Origin of the sequence: Aliiroseovarius lamellibrachiae, from assembly GCF_018599245.1 — a bacterium.
Lineage (GTDB): Bacteria > Pseudomonadota > Alphaproteobacteria > Rhodobacterales > Rhodobacteraceae > Aliiroseovarius > Aliiroseovarius lamellibrachiae.
The window spans coordinates 1-18,175 of the sequence record NZ_JAHEVJ010000003.1; the positions used below are offsets into that span (position 1 = coordinate 1).

The 18,175-nt window shown below is 53.0% G+C and carries 9 protein-coding genes and 3 pseudogenes; 4 read left to right on the plus strand and 8 right to left on the minus strand.

Features of this window, described 5'->3' with window-relative positions; translation table 11 throughout:
- Positions 1 to 573 (minus strand): annotated as a pseudogene (locus tag KKW20_RS05825) (transposase); the annotation flags it as partial.
- A 90-nt stretch (positions 574 to 663) separates the two neighbouring features.
- Between KKW20_RS05825 and KKW20_RS05830 the strand changes: the two are divergent.
- A pseudogene (locus KKW20_RS05830) lies at positions 664 to 765 on the plus strand (transposase domain-containing protein); the annotation flags it as partial.
- Here the strand turns inward: KKW20_RS05830 and KKW20_RS05835 are convergent.
- Positions 753 to 2,381 (minus strand): hypothetical protein, encoded by a 1,629-nt coding sequence (locus KKW20_RS05835; protein WP_214566943.1) that lies wholly within the window; start codon positions 2,379 to 2,381, stop codon positions 753 to 755. The pseudogene KKW20_RS05830 and the gene KKW20_RS05835 sit on opposite strands and share 13 nt — an antisense overlap.
- 142 nt (positions 2,382 to 2,523) lie before the next feature.
- Complete coding sequence (locus KKW20_RS05840) at positions 2,524 to 5,373, minus strand: UvrD-helicase domain-containing protein (protein WP_214567313.1); 2,850 nt, start codon at positions 5,371 to 5,373, stop codon at positions 2,524 to 2,526.
- Positions 5,374 to 5,922: 549 nt separating this feature from the next.
- On the opposite strand from KKW20_RS05840, the gene KKW20_RS05845 reads away from it, so the two are divergent.
- Both KKW20_RS05845 and KKW20_RS05850 read left to right on the plus strand, forming a co-directional pair.
- Positions 5,923 to 7,080 (plus strand): hypothetical protein, encoded by a 1,158-nt coding sequence (locus KKW20_RS05845; protein ID WP_214566944.1) that lies wholly within the window; start codon positions 5,923 to 5,925, stop codon positions 7,078 to 7,080.
- Positions 7,067 to 7,450, plus strand: coding sequence for a hypothetical protein (locus tag KKW20_RS05850; RefSeq protein WP_214566945.1), 384 nt, complete (start codon positions 7,067 to 7,069; stop codon positions 7,448 to 7,450). The genes KKW20_RS05845 and KKW20_RS05850 overlap by 14 nt, the downstream gene beginning before the upstream one ends.
- 66 nt (positions 7,451 to 7,516) lie before the next feature.
- Here the strand turns inward: KKW20_RS05850 and KKW20_RS05855 are convergent, their stop codons facing one another.
- Positions 7,517 to 8,674 carry a MobA/MobL family protein gene (locus tag KKW20_RS05855; protein WP_214566946.1) on the minus strand — a complete coding sequence of 386 codons (1,158 nt, stop codon included), beginning with the start codon at positions 8,672 to 8,674 and terminating at the stop codon, positions 7,517 to 7,519.
- A 95-nt stretch (positions 8,675 to 8,769) separates the two neighbouring features.
- Between KKW20_RS05855 and KKW20_RS05860 the strand changes: the two genes are divergently transcribed.
- The gene (locus tag KKW20_RS05860; RefSeq protein ID WP_214566947.1) at positions 8,770 to 9,024 is read left to right on the plus strand and encodes a hypothetical protein; all 255 of its coding nucleotides are present in this window, start codon (positions 8,770 to 8,772) and stop codon (positions 9,022 to 9,024) included.
- 2 nt (positions 9,025 to 9,026) lie between these two features.
- On the opposite strand, the gene KKW20_RS05865 is transcribed toward KKW20_RS05860, so the two are convergent.
- From KKW20_RS05865 to KKW20_RS05875, 4 genes and pseudogenes are all read right to left on the minus strand, one after another.
- On the minus strand, positions 9,027 to 10,187 hold the full coding sequence (locus KKW20_RS05865) for an AAA family ATPase (protein ID WP_214566948.1): 1,161 nt from the start codon (positions 10,185 to 10,187) through the stop codon (positions 9,027 to 9,029).
- Between the two features lie 197 nt (positions 10,188 to 10,384).
- The gene (locus KKW20_RS05870; protein WP_425514258.1) at positions 10,385 to 11,269 is read right to left on the minus strand and encodes a tyrosine-type recombinase/integrase; all 885 of its coding nucleotides are present in this window, start codon (positions 11,267 to 11,269) and stop codon (positions 10,385 to 10,387) included.
- Between the two features lie 42 nt (positions 11,270 to 11,311).
- Positions 11,312 to 11,461 (minus strand): annotated as a pseudogene (locus tag KKW20_RS16700) (Arm DNA-binding domain-containing protein); the annotation flags it as partial.
- 559 nt (positions 11,462 to 12,020) lie between these two features.
- Entirely contained in the window at positions 12,021 to 18,110 is a 6,090-nt protein-coding gene (locus KKW20_RS05875; RefSeq protein WP_214566950.1) for an autotransporter outer membrane beta-barrel domain-containing protein, read from the minus strand.
- Between the last annotated feature and the right edge of the window lie 65 nt (positions 18,111 to 18,175).

Below are 18,175 nucleotides of genomic sequence, written 5' to 3' on the forward strand. Positions count from 1 at the left end.
CCCGCACCTCGTCAGGGATGCGGTTCCAGACATGTTTTGGCCTGGGTGAGCGATCCTGCAACCCTGTCTCACCACGTTGCAGATATCGGTCATACCAACGGTAGAATGTGGTGCGCGGAATGCTCAACTTGGCCAACGTCTGACGTGCTGACAGATGCGATCCCTCCACTAGCCGGATGATCTCCAGCTTCTCAGATGCGGCATACCTCATTCCTGGTCGCCCCCATCCCCTGTCATGCTTTTTTTGAGAAGGCGCAACTCCAGCGTTTGCTCTGCCACGACCTCCTTCAGGTCACGGGCTTCGCGGCGTAGGTCTTTGACTTCGTCGGTCGTGGCCGCGCGGGCGGTGTCCCCCGCCAGCCGCTTCTTTCCGGCTTCCATGAAGTCCTTTGACCATTTGTAGTAAACGCCCTGGGAAATCCCCTCTCGGCGGCACAGTTCAGCAATGCTGTCTTCACCCCGTAAGCCATCCAGAACAATCCGGATCTTCTCTTCGGCTGAATACTGCTTGCGGGTCGCCCGCTTTATGTCTTTGACGATCTTCTCGCCGGGGCTCTTGGTTGTCTTTCTCATCGTCCACTCCTCGGTGGTCACGATGAGCCAGAAACACTCTCTTATCAAATTGCCCTATTTGGACCCATAAGCGCTGACGTCAGACACGCAGTTGATCCCCACGCCTATATAACCGCGACGCTCACTGCCATTGTCAACGGGCATAAACAAAGTCAGATCAATGGCCTGCTACCATGGAACTACGTCAAATAGGTGGGATCAGCGCACCGCTTACGGTGATCGCTAGCATCGATGGTTTGAAACCGTATTATTTCAGGGAAGTACTCAAGTGGAAAACCGGCCTTCTTTCGTTCGATTTCTTTCCAGTGAACACTGAGTATTGCACTCAGCATTGAGTCCCAAACGTGCATCGGCATACTGCGTGACGTCATCATCTCAACGTGATGAAGATTGTCGTACATCAAAAGCCCATCTTCGCCACCAAATGTTGCCGACAAATGATCCCAATAAGCATCTTTATCTACGCTCGAAAGATATTCTAAATAGTCCCCGATGTAGTCTTCTTGATGTCGCCGCCAGTTCACGATTATTTGCAGGTCAGATGAGCTTACGAGACTAAGGACTTCGCGCGCCATATCAGCAGGTAAACCCTTTAAGAAATAGTGCCGTTCTTCTGTCCAGTGGAACGACATAAATTCGAAATATGCATCTCTCGCCTCCTGACTAGCATTTGAAACTTTCGTAAAATGATCAATTGAAACATCTTGGGCTGCGGGTCTGTGCATGCCTTCTAATCTCGCAAAGGTTTGTACCAAAACGTTCTTCGGCGGCGATTGAAGAACCTTATGGCCAGCGGACCAAAACTGAACGAGAGAATTAACGCCCAAGGCGGCTGCTTGCAAAATTGCTGTTTCTACGGAGAACGCTGCAACGGTGCCCGATATGGCACCAATACTCGCCTCCCCGACACCAGAAGCATAACTAAGTACTTTGGCATTTCGTCGCTCAAGTAGTGAAATCAGGTTCGCGATGTTCGCCTCACGTTCGCTTGCCTTTTGTTGCTCAGATAGCCCCTCAACCGGCATAGCCAACTGACCTCGTAGCGCTCTTTTGAAGTCGCCTTTATCTTGCAAGCTATCATAAAAATCCGTCGGCTTGACTTCCCGCAGGTATTTCATCCCCTCAAACTCAAGAAGTGCTGAAACGGACTTTTGAAAGTCTTGGTTGGGCTTGGAGTAAAACTCTTTGGCTCCATCGGTATTTCGTAATTCAGGTGAGGGATCAGGGGTGGCAGCCAAGGTGTAGGGATGCAGTTGCATGCCTTCAATAATTGCCACCAGAGCTGTAAGAAAACCAACGTCCGAAGTTGACAAACTGTTTTTTTTGAGTTCGGTGAGAAGGTCTCTCGCCAATTCACTCCACATCGTAGGATGGGGCAGCACTACAACGGCCCCATCTTCCACAAGTGGTTTTAAAGTTAGAAGATTACCTGCGAGTTCGGCAATCCGATCTGATGCACTCTGGGTCGTAATGCCAGATCTGAGGGTCTTGCTGGCAAGAATGTCCCATAAGACAACTCGATCTCCGCAAAGAAGCCCCAACTTGACGAAGTCAGAAAAGTTTCCAGTTAACCCAAAGCCTACACTTACAATTTCGTTTCTTGAACATCGCCTTTCATACTCTATGGCTTCCTGAGCTGTTGAACTGTGAAGCAGGGCCATCAATTCCTTCGCCAAAGCTTCGACCGTTGTTTCATCGATTGCTTCAATGGAAACGATTGGGTCTCCATTGGAAGCCCAATTAACCTGTAGCACTTTTTCAAGAACTGACAGGTACTTCAGCGAAAATTCTTTACTTCTAACGTTCATAACATTTCCGAATTTAGTAGACACTTGTTGACGGGCCCAGTTTCTCGTACCACGCATACTGAATGCTGCACTGATTTTGCTTCGAAAAGAGTCTGTGCTTCAAAAAAGCGCTTCCATAACTGCTGATCTAGCGGGCCGCATTTTAATGAACTTTACCCCCTGACTTTGCGATCTTCGCCTTTCCCTTACAGCGCGGGAAGCTGACACATCCCAGAAACGGACCATATCGCCCCTTTCGCTCGACTAGCCACCCATCTTCACAACTGGGGCAGCTCTGGTATTCGGCACTGCAAGAGCAATTGCTTAGACCGGTTCGTTTGTTCCAAACTGGCAGACCAATGCCGCAGGAAGCACATGCATTCAATGAATGTCCGCAGAGGGTGGCATGTTCGCACCTGTACCATATCCGGCCATCTTTGGTCGGCACAGGAACCAGATGTCCACCACATTCGCCGCAGGTATGGTTGAATTCTACTTGGTCGTCAGCGCCTATGGTCCCGTACTCAGGATCATCCAACAACTCGGAAACGAAAGCCGATTGTTTTGATGCTGAACCCATGAGTGTCACGGATTTTCGTGCACGTGTGAGTGCAACGTACATTACCCTGCGTTCTTCGGCATTTTCAAATGGCTCTGCCTCCGGCGAAACAAGGCTTAGGAGTGGGTCATCAACGATTTCTGACGGAAAACCCGTACGGCCACGAAACATATTCAGGATCACCACGTGATCAGCCTCAAGCCCCTTCGATGCATGGATCGTGCGAAACGAAATGTCTAAATCAGAGAATTTGCGACGCAGTTGCGCGAGATTGGATGGGGCTAAGTGTCGATAACGGCCAAGCAACAAAACCGAGACTGGCCGCTCTCGTTGAGTCGTCCCTTGCAACGAGTTAAGCACTTGTTCCAGCTTGTTTTTCTCGTCGGCTTTGATTGTCGAGACAACTTTCAACGCAGGCATATCTGACGTGCCAGCGGGTATCACTGTCTTGTTTAACTGGGCCGGGTTTTGCAGCACAAACCTTTTCGCAGCCTGCGCGATCTGATCGACTGAGCGGAAAGTCCGTCCTAAATCCACAGTTCGGTGAACGCCAGACTGCCCGTCAAACGCCCCTCCAAACTCGTCGCCAAAATTTCGCATGAGGTTGATGTCGGACCCGGCAAATCGGTAGATCGACTGCCAGTCATCGCCAACTGCGAAAATGCGTGCATCACTGTGTTGGGCCATTAGAGCTTTGACCAAGCGTCCTCGGCTACGGGATATGTCCTGAAACTCGTCTACCAAGATGTGTTTGAACGGGCTGGCATACTCTCCTGTCCCGGCATATTTGGTTGCCCGAAGGATCATATCTTCAAAGTCGATCCGTCCGTTCAACTGTTTTTGGTACTCCAAATAGACAGGCTCAAAAATGGACAGAAACGCCTTGGCACGTTTGCCAAGCTTCAAGATGCGTCCTTTCGCGGCGCATTCGTCGAGGTGGTATCCACCCCCTTTGTAGTGCTTCAAGAAGGTTCCTAGCAGTTGCACAAAGCTGTCGGCTTGGTTTAGCTCCACCACCCTGTCGAAGAGTGTTTCTGGTGACCTTGGATTGACGGTCTCAAAGGGCGCAACTTTTTCAGCAAGTGCTTCCAGCAACCGACCGTCTTCACGCTCATAACTGAACGTCTCGATCAGAGTCGTTTCATGTTCAGCGTGGACACCACGCTTCCAGTCCATGCCAGCAAGATATTCTTCGCGATCTACAAATGGCGCTGTTGAAAGGCGATAGGTTCCGTCTGCCGATTTTGTACGTCGAATACCAAAGTGCTCAATGTAGATACCGCTTTTTGTTAGACGAAAATCTGGGCAATAATCGCGGAAACCACCTTCAGAAACCTTATGCTCGTAGTCGGGTTCGTACTCGTATTCGATGCCGTTCTCATACAGCCAATTGGCAATCATCAACTCTTCAAAGCTTTTGACTTGCTCCCCTTGAAGGGTGCGAAGATCGAGCTTTTCAATGTAAGTGTAGTAGCTGTGCTTCTTCTTGAAATCCCACTCGCTTTTTTCTTCAAGGCGGGTGTGGGAAAACCAGCCAACGATAGACTTTGACACTTCTGATGCCGTTCGGACCAAAGCCCTCAGGATGTCTCGGATCAAGGCAAGGTAGGCCTTGTCGTCAGTGGCATGGGCAGCCAATGCTGGCTTGCTTCCTTCAACGGCCCCTATGATGTCATAGGCCAGCGAATGGAATGTACGGGCTTCCAAAGGCTCCCCACATTTGGCCTCGATCCGTTCACTCATCTCTTTGGCAGCGTCTCTGGCAAACGCCAGCAGCAACACCTCTTCTGGTTTCCGAGAACCAGACTTCAGCAAGTAGCCTGCTTTCGCAGTAATGACGCTGGTTTTCCCTGAACCTGCGCCTGCCAAGACCAAAGTTGCGTCTTCATCAGAAACGATTGATTGCCGTTGCTCTGGTGTCAGTGGGTTGCTTTCAAAAGTTTCGAAGAAATCTGTCCACTCGACCAGCTGACGTTCCTCAAAGGCTGAAATTGCTTGCTGACGTATGTGCCGCGCGTTTCGTACAAATTCCTGTATTTTGCCGATTTGATCCCGATGGGCATCCTCTAGGGCCTCTTGTGGTAGCTTGGAAAGAAGACGCTGATCGAGAACACGAGCGCGCTCCAGTATTGGAGACACCATGCACGCTGCCGGGTAGGTCGCTGGGTTAGAAAGCTCACTAATTTCCAGCAGCAATGCATCAATGAGTGTACGACTTTGTTCAAGATCGGCCTGAATGGTCGCTTCCCAGTCCGCGCGAATGGCGTTCGAAAAATTGACCGCGTCTTTGGGGCGAGCGCCCTTGAGCAAGCGTACTGGTTGGTCATCCAATCGGAGCGTCAGAGACGCACCCCAAAACCTATTCTCAACGGTTGGAGCGGACGCTAGTTCTCTCAGCGTGCCGGAGACTAAAGGCTTAGCCTGCACGACAATCTTGCTCCCATCGTACTCCATGTACTTGGCATGTTTTCCAAAGGGGTTGATGAAAAACCCTGCCAGCGGTTTTTGTTGTAAACGGCTCAATATGCGGAAACTTTCAAATCGATAGGACAGGCCAGCTATGGTCTAGGATATCGACCATTCCACTCGCATAAAACCCGAAATGGGCAGGCTATGTATGAGTTTTCTGGAGCGTTATAGCCGGAAAGTTTGGCCGCTGGGTGCCTGATGGGTGCCGATAGTGGTGAGCTTGACTGAAACGGACTGGCTAGCCCTGCGATTGAGTGGAGACCACACAGTATTGAAGCTGAAGAATTTTTGCGTCGGCCTGAACCTGAGTGCCAGAGTTTGACTGGACGCCTAGGAAAATTGAAAATCCTCGTGTCGGTGGTTCGATTCCGACGAAGGGAGGCAAGCCAGACTGATAAATCATTTTATTTCAATGACCTAAGCGGCCACCAATATCATCACCCCACAACACAACCCACATTTGAATGTCGCTTGCAGACTAAGTTTCTTGCCCCAGGTAAATCTTTCCTAAGTTGTTGACCGTAGGCGTTATTCGTGGAAGGTAGCATTATGGTTGAGGGCAAAGATAATTTTTCATTGAGGTATATTGGCGAGCGCTTTCAGGGCGCCCGACTTCCTCTTGATGTTCTTGCAGACTTGCCAGCCCTGCGAGACTTGATCGCTGCCCTTGCAAAGCAAGAATTTCGCCAAAAAAATCCAGACCGAAAGCGTGTGCCTCAAGGGTTCGATAAGAGCATTTCGTTTTCCCTCACTGACATTGAAGACGGGAGCGCGGTTCCTGTCTTCAAGCTTGAAAGCGAAGTCGCCCAACAAAACCTGCCCAACATCGGCGACGGGATGGAAGAGATTGTAAGCAGAGCTTACAAGCGCGTGGCTGCAATTGTTGATGACGCCGCGAACGATATCTACCCTCAAGCATTACCCGATGATGCTATCCGTGCCCTGTCCAAACTTGGTGCCAACATTCAGGACGCCGAGAAAATTGAGCTTCAAGGAACAGCTGGCGCAGATGGAAATGTCGTTTTCTTAGATGCTTACCGGCGAAAGAACCTCCTGACGCACATTCGAGAAACATACACCATAGAGTTCGAAGGTATTGGCGAACTCACTGGGGTTGATGCCACTCACAATACGATCCAAATCAAGACGGAACAGCATGGTGAAATGCGGCTGCAGCTCGATGGCGTGTCGATGCCTGCAGAGCAGTTTGACGGCAATTTATTTTCATTTGTTGAGTTTTCAGCCTCCATTGCGCTGGACGCACATGACGATTTCAAGGGCGTTGAAGCAGTTCATTCCGTCGATCTAATTCGACCACATGATGAGGAAGTTTTACGCTGCGTTCGCCGCCTGCAAGAGCTTTCCAAAATCGAGAAAGGTTGGCTTGGGCCTGATCATGGTGAGCGATTGGTTCACCTGGCGGGAACACGAGCTATGCAGTTGGTATTTATGCGCGCCAACTTTGCACGATGGTTCAAGATCTTCCCGACAGAAGACGGAGGGCTTTCAATTGAGTTTGACCATGAAGAATGGAGCTATGCTGTCGAAATATCACCTGATGGTGAGCTCGAAATTGATGCCAGCTCGACCGATGCCCAGGACTACGGCCCTGAAAGCTTCGAAGGCCTTACTCCTGAATTCTTTAAAGCGTTTGATGAGATGACAGCGAATATTGATCATGACGAAGATTAAAGACCTTACCGAATTGCAGTTTCGCCAAGTCAATCCGAGCTGGATGGAAGACGACGGACCAAGCCGCCTTGCCTTTATTCCAACAAAAAAGGATGGGGGATTGCTCTCTTTGGACCGCTCCGCGAGCACAGATGCCAAATCCTCCTTCGAGGATTTTGAGGCGCTGGGACTTCGGACGGCAGGCACATTTGGACTGACGCCAAGTGAGTTTGAAGAAGAGCCAAATCCTGTATCCTGCTATGAGAGTCCACTGGCGCACAATCCCCACCATTCTCATGCTGATTTCAATGGGCTCAGCAATGGTGAAAAGAAAAAGAAGTCTCAGGAATTGAGGCGCAAAGCTCTCTCCAGGGGTAAAATTCACCCTTGAAAAGATTGCACCACGCCCAAGTGAAATAGCACTAATGATGCGCTTAAGAACTGAACTGCTATTTACTTAACGGCTTGAATATTGGTCGAGGTTCACGCGCTGGTCGGCCTGACTCATCCCACTTTCTTCATGCGAGAGTTGGTCTTTCTTGTGCGCTGTGAGCGCGTCTCGAAGCATTACTAATTCACGAAATACCCGACGAACGCTGCCCCGCCGACGAAGGAAGCGAATAAGCCCAAGGCGAGCATCCACCAGGAAAGGCGGATGCTGCCCTGGGCGCCGGGGAACGCCTCTTTGCTCGCTTGCACGCATTGCGGTTGAAGCGTGTTCAGGTTTTGAAGTTCCGACCTTATTGCCTCCAACCTGGACGAATGGCGGTCGATCCGATCCAACAACTTGACCATCCCTCCGACTGCGTTCTCGCTGTTTCGAGAGGCCGCACTGGCGCTGCGTTCGGTCGCCTTCATGATTTCCTCCCAGTTGATCTGCTCGTTCATTCTCGTGCCCTTTCAGCTTGTTGATTTCTCGAATAATCTGGTTTGCCTCGGCACGCGTGTGCCCGTCGTCAATGCGCCGCCACTCGAGTTTTGCATTCATTTTCTTTTTGGGTGTCGCCCGCGCTCCTGCACCTTCATGGATTGTGGCGACCTGATCGAGGCCGCGATCTGCATAGGACAGGTGGGAGATTTCCGTGTCTGGCCCATAACCCCAGCTTCGCATCATTTCGTTGTGCAAGTCGGCCCATAGTTTGGCCGATCTCTCAATTGCATATTTCCGAGCCAAGCCAAGCGTGCTCTTCGGTCTGCCGCGCCCTTCGGTTTTCTGCTGAACATCGAAGAAAACAAAATGCGCATGAGGGTTTTTTCGATCGTTCCCATGCTGGTCATGGATGCCAACGACATACCCTGCAATGCCGCCACTCAACTTCTCTGCATAAGCACGCGCGAGGTTTTCTCTTTGCTCTTCGGTGACCTCGACTGGCAGGGCAATTACGAACCTCTCACAGACACGCCCCTTACGCCTCTGCGCCTCATCCTCTGCGGCCTTGGAGGCGGTTGAGTTGTCTCCGCCGACCAACCGCTCACGCATCACTACACGGGCAGCCTGGGGGCGGCAGATATATCGAAGATGTGCAGCGGTCTGCCCGAGCTTTGCAATGCGCGCCTCATCAGCGCGCTTCTCCGAAAAAGTCTTGACCGAGTGTCGAAACGAAAAAAGTGCCATTCCAATGATCAGGGTGGTGTGGATAAAATGCGAAGCTTTTTATCCGTTGTGCGCCCTCCCTATCTCCTTCCTGATCAGGAATTAGGAACAGATCAATGAACACTGAAAACCTCGACCTCTTCGCCGAGCAACGCCAGCGAAAATCGCAGATTGTGCGCCTTCTCTCAGCCTTTTGTCGAAAGTATCGGATGGCCGGGTTTGATGCCCGCCAATTGCCTGATGATGCGGTCCAGAACTTGGCACGAGATATCATTGATTTCTTTGAATGCCGTTTGCTGGAAGAAGAGCAAAGAACACCCCCTGGAAAGGGGGTGCCGCGATCTTCCCAAGGGGCAGGACAATTGACCTGAGATCAATGAAGAATCCGCTCGTCGGTTCCAGCCGACGCTTCAAAAAGTGGTGATGCAAAACGATATTCCCCGCCGGAATTCATCTCGATATCCCCAGCCGCAAAAAGAGCATCCAATGCGCGTTTTACCGCCTTGCGAAGAGCGTCCGAACTTTTCCTCCTGGCATCACTGAAGGGGGTGCCTGTCAGATCTCGGATTGTGGTTGCATTATGCCATTGAGCACGGTTTTTGCCGCTCAAATCACGCAACACCCTCAAAATGTCTTCGGCCTTTTCATTTGTGGCCGTTTGTCTTCGGCCCGCCCTCTTTCCAGGTTGAGCGGGGGTCAGCGAAGAGCCAGGCTCGAAGGGAACTGCCATTGGAAAGGAAATCAAATCCCCGTCGTCGTCGTGGCCAACTTCGAACGGGTCGATGCGGAAGGCAATGGGCGCTCCTTTTTGAATGCGCCGTTGCTTGCTTTGAACAACGAATACTGCATTTTCTGCGCTATTCCCCTCAGCAGGTTGCATTGTGAGCAGCGTATCGATGTTTGCCGTCAACGCGGACGAGCCGCGCGGACGGCCACTGTCGTTGGTTCCCACATGGTGAATGATCAGCACATGCGCTCCCGTTGACTTCGCAAGTTGTTGAGCGTTTCGGACGACCTGGCCAGTATCGCGTGCAGAGTTTTCATCGCCGTCTGGCATGCTCAAATTGAGCGTGTCGATGATAATAAGCAGGCGGTCGCATCCCCAATGATCCCGGAAGCTGATCGCGTATTCTCCGAACTCTTCGATTTCGCACTCATTCTGCATGTCCAACGCCATATCAAACACTTCAAAAGGAGCGGTGCCAGTTGGAGCATCTTTCATGAATGGATAGGCACGCTCCTGAATGCCTTCGGCGTCTTCAGCAGCCACATAGAGCACAGCTGAACGGTGCACCCGCATTCCCCCCACCTCTCGGCCCATAGCTACATGGGCAGCAAGGCAAGCAGAGATTGATGATTTGCCCATATTTGAAGGGCCAGCGAACATGCCCACCTGGCCTGCCAGGAGCAAGCCCTTCACGATGTATGGGCGGTTCAGTTTGATCGTGTATGTATTCGCCGAAGTGGATTTGTGCCCTCGAAATGTCGGAATTGCACTGTTGTTGATGGTGTTGGTATCTTGCGTCGTATTCACTATATAGACCTCAATGTTGATAGTTTCTTTTTGGCCTTCGAATTGGATTTCTCAGCGGCCAAAAAGTAATTGGGTCTGTTTGGTCCGGACACAAAATAAATCATGAGCATTTTTTTTGGACGGACGGACGCCTCCCCTCCAGGGAGGGCGTCCGTCCGTCCAAAAATGAGATTTGAAATCGGCCTTTGGGAGCTGTCCTAATCAGGAAATACGCTGCCTTCTGCAAGGGCCAGTCCCCATTCGTCCATGAGCTTTATCCGTTCATCGAAGTAATCCCCGCGATTGTATGCTCGCTCCGTTTTACTTCCGACGGTATGCGCCAAGGAGTATTCCTTTACTTCTCGGGAAAAGTTGGTTTCGTCCTCGGCGAACTGCCGGAACGAAGTGCGAAACCCATGAACCGTCAATCCAGGGCGACGCGTCTGGAGAAGCTTCCTCATCGTGTTCTCGGACAACATTTTGTCCTGCCCATTCGGCGAGGGAAATATGAGGCTGTCCGATCCAATCCTATATTTCTCCACCTTGTCGAGGATCACCCTTGCTTGAGCATTTAGCGGAACCGAAAATGGCTCCCGTGCCTTCATATGGCCTTCAGGAATGTCCCAGCAGAGTTTGCACTCATCGATCTCATGCCATCGTGCCTGCCGGACCGCCCCTGATCGCACAGCCGTTGAAATTGTAAAGCAAAGCGCAAGTGCCCCAATTTCTTCTCTACTCCTGAAGTCGCAATAAATCGCTGAGGCTTCAATCCAATCAACAGCCTTGAAATGTTTAACCTTCGGTGCATCGTTGTTTCGGTTTTTAAGAACATCTGCGACGGGATTCCCGTCCGTCCGGATTTCAGCTTCCAGAGCGAAATCAAAAACGACACTCATTCGCTGGCGCACGCGACGGGCGGTTTCGTGTTTTGTCTTCCAAATAGGGTTGAGCACCTTGAAGATGTCGGAGCGGGAAATCAAATGAACAGGCTTCTTACCTATTACTGGATAGGCATAGGTTCTGAGTGTGTTTATCCACTGATCAATGTGCTTGCCATTGCTATCCTCTTTGACAATCCACTCTTGGTGAGTCTTCTCCGCCAACTCGTCAAAAGTGATATAGATTTTTGCAGCTGCCTCTTTCTGCTCTTTGGGGTCGCCACCACCTCGCGCCAATTTTCGGATCTCATCCGCTTTCGCTCTGGCTTCGTCTAAATCCACAAGGGATACTGAACCGAGACCAAAGTCGCGCCGGTCCCCTCTCACCACGATGCGCATCAACCATCGTTTTGCACCTGTTTTATCAACTACCGGTAAAGCCCTCCGCCATCGGTATGACGCCCAGGGCCGGCCTTCTTGACAGCTGCGCGAGTCAGTCGCCTCTCAAAATGCCTTCCCTTTGCCTTTCCGCCCTTACTGGGTTCCTGATTGCTTTGAGTCATAAATTATCTTGCCCCACATTTTACCCCACATCCGATGCATCCACACTGAATCCAGGAGGGGTAAAAAATCAAGCGTTTTCAATGAGCAGCGGGAATTTCACTCACAAACGCGCGCCATATATCAGGGTAATGGCGGAGCCCCCGGGCACCATTTAGACCTCTGTATAATATGCACTCACTGGTTGTGGGTGTTGAGCATATTTGGCGGTCGACCCCTCTCGCTTTCCAGCAATACACATTCAGGAAGCTTTATTCTTAGCCAACACCTTCGACAGCGTTTGGGGGCGATGCTTTTGGGCTGGGGCGATAATACTGGTGCGTGAATACTCAGAATGGCACCGGTCGACGTTGGAAGAGGGCACACAAAAAGGGCCCCCTGAACGGATCAGGGGGCCCAAGAGAGTTGGTTCGAATTACCAGTTGATTGCGGCACCCAGTGTCAGGTTAAAGCCCTCGGCGCTGCCGCCACCGACGGCCTTGCGGTAGGTGCCTTCACCGAAGATTGAGGCGTTTTCGGACCACGCATAGCTGCCGCCCAGGCCAACCTCGACTTGGGTGTCGTCATTGCCGCCCAAAAGCTGAACGCCATCAACACTTACAGATGTCGGATCGGAGAAATCGCGAAGAATGTTGCCTGAGACATAAAGGTCGTAGTTGTCGGCGCTGGTTGACAGAAGGTCCGAGAACTCGAAGGTCATCCCAAAGCGACCCTCCAGATGGGTGTCTGACCCAAAATCAACCGCGCGGCTCAGGTGATCCGTGCCGGTGCCCATATTCACGCGCCCCCAGCTGAGTTGGGCTTGCGGGGTGAGCACGCCCCCACCTGCAAGTGCAAGTTGATATCCGGCCTCTAGGCTGAACGCAGCGGTTTTCACATCTTGGTTGGTCAGAAGCGCGCCATTTGTCGAAGAAGAGATATCGGCGTTCACCTTGCCAATTCTTCCCACAGCGTCGGCATAGAACCCGTTGTTGCCATAGTAGGTGGCGGTCAGGCCAAGGCCAAAGCCATTGCCTGAGATGGTCCCGACATCCGCATCGTTGGTGACAGTGCTGTTGACGGTATTATGTTCTGCAAAGGCGCCAAAAACCCAGCGACCATGATCGGTGGCCAATTTGGCAAAGTCAGCCCCGGCTTGAAGACCCCAATTTGTGGTATCTGCCGAGTAGGGGGAGGCGCCCCCTTTGGAATCTGCCGAGCTTTGGGTGCGGTGGATGCGCAGCCATGTTGGGTTGGCATCTGTGACCTCCCACGACCGGGATCCGATGCGCTGGCGCAGGGTTGAGCTGCTTGAGAAACCGGCCAAGAGGGCGGAGGGGGCGGCCTGATAGGCGAGCCCTGTCGCTGTCACGCCGTCACTGGTCAGGAACCACTGTGTGCCCTGCAGATCAAGTCCATAGGTCAACACTCCGATCGCGATCTGGTCACCGGCGGCGAGCGCAAAATCGTTTGCATCTGTTGTGCCGGTGACATCAACCACAAGAATATCATTTGCGGCGGCTCTTGTCGGCGAAATGGCGTTGATTTCGATCTCGGTGGTGTCGCCTTCGACATTGCCGCCAACCACCAACGTATCGGCGGTATCGGTTGCAAAATCGACATCAATGGCAAGATTGCCACCTGCACCTGTGTAATCACCAGTCACTTCCAAACGGTCATCTGCTGCGCCGTCCACCATATCAATGGCGCCCGCGTTTGAAAGCCCGCCCCCAATGCGAGAGGTCCCGCGTGCTGACAACGTGCCGTTGGTGCCAATGGTGAACAGGCCACCAGACGCCAGGACCATCGAAGATCCGTTGAAGTTGGCGACCCCATCGGTCACATCAGCATTGCGCAGCCCACCAGCTGCGATGCTGCCCGTCAGGTTCCAGTTGCTTCCGTCGGTGACGGACAGGCTGTCAAAACCAACAATGCCGTTTGCACTTCCTGCGTTTCCGAACAGGCCAAGATCCAAAGTGGATGCATTGGAGCCTGCGAGGATGAATTTGTCTGAGGTACCGGAGGTAGACGCCAGAACTTTTCCATCAAGCCCCCAACCGTCGGACAAAGTCACTTGGCTTGCGCCATTTACATTCTGCAGATCAATTGCCGTACCACCCTGGCCAGTGACTTTTCCGGTCACGTCAATTTCGGCATCCCCTGTGGTGTTCACAACGATGCCAGATGTGGCCCCTGTTACGGTCCCTGAAGTGATTTTAACTGTTGTGGGAGGGGACGCTTTGGCAAGTGCCAAGGAGGCACGCGTTTTTGTTGCTGCTGCAACGGCTTCAATACTTTCGACGGAGATACCGACGCCAGACGTCGCAGTCACGGTACCAGATGTGGTAATACTAACGGACCCATTGCCGTTGTTATAAGCCGCAATCCCAACGGCCCCGCCAGTTACATTATTTGCGTCAATGTTTATTTTGCCACCTGGTGTAAAGTTTGCGCCAATAATACCCGCATATGCGGTCGCGGTGACGGTGCCCGTCGTGGTGATATCAATGTCGCCTGAATCTGAGCTAAATGCAAAAACACCCGACTCGCTGCCTTGAACATCCACGGCCTCAATTGTGATGCCGTCCGAGCCACGGGCGCTAATGCCATCGCCCCCCTGCGAATTAACCGTCCCGGTCGCTGTGATATGTGTCTCCCCGCCATGGCGATTTATGGTCGAGACCCCATCATCGAGCGCTGCATCCACGGTGTTCACAGTAACATGCACATCAGAGCCACCATAGTTATAGGCGTAAACCCCATAATGCTGACCGGTCACTTGCCCGGTGGTGGTAATCGTAAGATCCCCAGCCCCGGCATGGCTTGCATAGACGCCGTTTCCGGCTGCGGTAATGTTGTTTGCGTTGATCGTCAGCGCGGTGCTTGGGGGCGGGGGCGGGGTGCCCGCGTAAGCTGCGAGTGGGGCGAGAAGATAAGGGCTAAGGGAGGTTGATGCGACAACACCCGACCCGGTTGTCCCAATCACATCGCCTGTTGCGGTGATGGAAAGATCACCGGTTCCGGCATGTGTTGCCTCAATTGCGGTGCCATAGGCCGTTACGTTGTTGGCCTCAATGGTCATTGCGCCTGCGCTTGGGGCAAGGATCGCCATACTAGCGACGGGACTGATTGCTTTGGGCAACTTCAAACCCGACGTGGTTGTGGCTTTAATACCCTGTTTCGCAGCACCTTCAACATCACCCGTTGTGGTGATTGAGACATCGCCATAGCCGCGGTGATTGACAAAGACACCTGTCCCACCAGAGACATCATTGGCTGCAATTGTCACGTTTTGTGAATATCGATCCCCATAGCTGGTGATCCCACTGTAATCTGAACCCGCCCCGGCTTCGATCTCGCCAGTACTGGTGACGCTAATGCTGCTGCCGTTTTCGTACGACTTCGCGCGAATGCCGTCTTTGGCGGCGGTGACATCCGTTACAGTCACAGCGGACGTGCCTGTGCCGTAGTTGTTGACCACGACACCCGAGGAGTATGAACTGGACACATCCAGCGCGGAAACTGTCATGCCCGTGGTTCCCGAGCCACCATAGGCGTAAATGCCATCTGAATGAGCCGTCACGGTTTGTACGTCGATTGACGCAGCACCTGACCCGCCTTTTGACAGGTCGATACCGGTGCCAGTTTGACCGGTAATCGCGCCAGAGGCGGTCAGGTTAAAGTCGCCTGACCCGCGATGGCTTGCGCGGATGCCGGACCCGCCGGTCACATTGGCTACATTGATGCTGCCTGTGGTTCCTGCACCGTTGAAGCGGATCCCGCTGTTCATACCGCCACCAAGGATTGCGCCAGTCGCCGTTACGCTGGTGGATCCTGTTCCATCGTTTTGTGCTTTGATGCCGTCCCGGCCACCGGAAACGGCCGCTGTGGAAATGGTCATATCTTCCCCAGCCGAGTCATTTTTGGCGTAGATGCCGTAAAACTGAGCGTTTACCGCGCCAGAGGTCGTGATTGTGGTCGCCCCACCGTTGGCATTGTTGCTCCAGATTGCGCTGTCAGTGGTGCCCGAGACAGAGCCGGTTGCCGTGATCGAAACCCCTTCTGTCCCGCGGTGGGTCGCATTGATGGCTTGCCTTCCTGACACATTGTTGACGTTGATGGTTGTGGATGTGCTGCCCGTCTCAGAGAAGACATTGATCCCGTTTTCTGCCGATGCCCCGGTGTCTTGCACAGTTCCGGTCGACGAGACCACGGTCTGACCGCTGCCATAGTTGGCTGCGAAAATGCCGCCGTTGCCACCGGATACATTGTTTGAATAGATCTTCAGATCAGTGCCGCTTGCATGAGAGTCGTTCACCGCATTAATGCCGTACTGACTTCCGTTCACAGTGCCGGTCGAGGTGACGATGTTGGCCGCATCGCCAGCGTTAAACGAGGTAATCCCCGATCCGGCGCTGCCGGAAACCGTCCCCGATGTGGTGATGGACAGATCACCGCTTCCGTAGTGGCGCGAATTGATCCCATGGCTGCCATAGACGTGGTTGGCAATGACCGTGGTTGTCCCCGTGTTCACGCCGCTAAGTGTCGAGATACCCGCGTAACCCGAGCCGCCAGTTACGGTGCCCGTTGATTTGGTATAGGTGTTCCCAGTGCCATTGTTGACGATCTTAATCCCATCAAGATAGCCCTGTACGTTGGTGCTGTTGACCGTGACATCCGAACCCAAAGATGTGTTTTGCGTCATCACACCGTACCCGCTGGAGCCCAGAACACTTCCGCTCGCGGTCACACTCAATGCGCCGCTGCCAAGGTGGCTTGCATAAATGCCGTCAGAATGGCCGGTCACTGCGCCGAATGTCAGCGTTGTGCCGGTGGTCGATGCGCCGCTGACAACCTCAACCCCCTGACCAAGAGAGGACGCCACCGTGCCCGTTGCCGTGACCTGGGTGTTGCCCGACCCGGCGTTGTTCACGTCGATTGCCGCATTCTGCGCCGTAACCCCGGTTAAGGTCAGCGCGACACCGGTGGTGGCGGACCCCGCCGCAACCACAACACCTTTTGTGGTGTTGCTGGTAATGTTTCCAGTCGACTTAAGCGTTACCTGACCTGTCGTGGTATGGTTGATAGAAACACCTTCGGTTGCTGCCTGCACACCCGCAAGGGATACATATGTGTCACCAAATCCAGACCCGGAATGAGAAACCGTAACACCAGCCCCCACACCAGAGCTCACCGCCCCAGATGTGATCACCTGGACATTCCCCGACCCAGCCTTAGACACATTCACCGCATCCTTCGCCGATTGCACACCGGCGAAGGTCAAAGTAACATTGCCCCCGCCCGCATTGGTCGCGTCCACATCAATGCCAGCCCAGGTATTGGACGTGATCGCGCCAGTGGCTTGAAATTGCAGGTTTCTTGACGCGTTTTGATCGATATTAACGGCGGTGCCTGAGCCGGTTGAAACCCCCGCAAAGGAAAGGGTCATCGCGCCGCCACCCGTCATGTTCTTGACGTGCACACCACCGGAGCCACCGGTTACCTGACCTGTTGCTGTGACCGACATATCTCCGCCAGCGGCACCAGCTGAAGCGTAAATCGCTTGCGTATTGGCCGTCACGGCATTCACATTTAGGGTGACTGTCCCATAGTCCGTGGTGGCTTTGATACCCGCCCCGCTGGTGCTTTGCACAAGACCTGTGGTGGTGACGGAAACGCCTTGCAGATCGTAAGTTCCAGCCGCGGCATCAATGGCTGTACCTGTCTGTGCATTCACATTCACACCAGAAATAACAACACCGCCACCTGCGGTGACTTTGATGCCGTCACGGTGGCCCGACACGGTTCCAGTGGAAGAAACCGAAACGCCGTAAGGCCCTGTGTTGGTGATCTCAATCCCATCAGCATTTGGCGATGGCACTGGTCCGGTGCCACCGGACACATCATGCACATCGACGTCAACACCGATTAAGCGTCCCTGCACCGGCGGCGAAATGAACGATCCAGTCTGGCTAACGATATTAATACCGTCATTGTTGTAACCAACAATCGAGCCGTTCGACACAACGGTTACAGGCCCTGCACCCGGGCCGCTGTCGATGTCAAGCCCGCGTTCGTGCCCTTGAATGACAGAGCCATTGAGATCGCTAAAGGAAATCGGGCCTGGGTCGAGAGTTGCCAGACTTATCGCATCGCCGCTTGTAAACCGGGTGTCATGGCCAAACCCCAACTGCGTGGAAACAGTTAGGCTTGAAAACCCAAAGGGAGCTGATGTTGAATCAAGTCCGGGCACCGCGGGACCAGAACAGACGTAAGTGTCAGGCGCGGTAGAGTAACACCCCCCCGCCATTGCCGTTCCTGACACGGTCAATGGTGCCATCAACATGCCAGCTGCCAGTGCTATTGTCGACGCGGCTTGCGTGGCGGGGCCAAGATCAATTGCGAGACAAGAGGGGGCAAAACTTGCGACCTGACCTTTGAATTTGGTCATTCGACCGCCACGTTTCAAAAGCGCGAGCCGCTGGGCGGTTGTGGTGTCTTGGCGAATTTCCAAACGGTCGGTCATGCAATACCCTTCTTGTGAACGAGTGGTTCAAAATGAATGTCGTAAAAAGACGGATACGCAAAAGG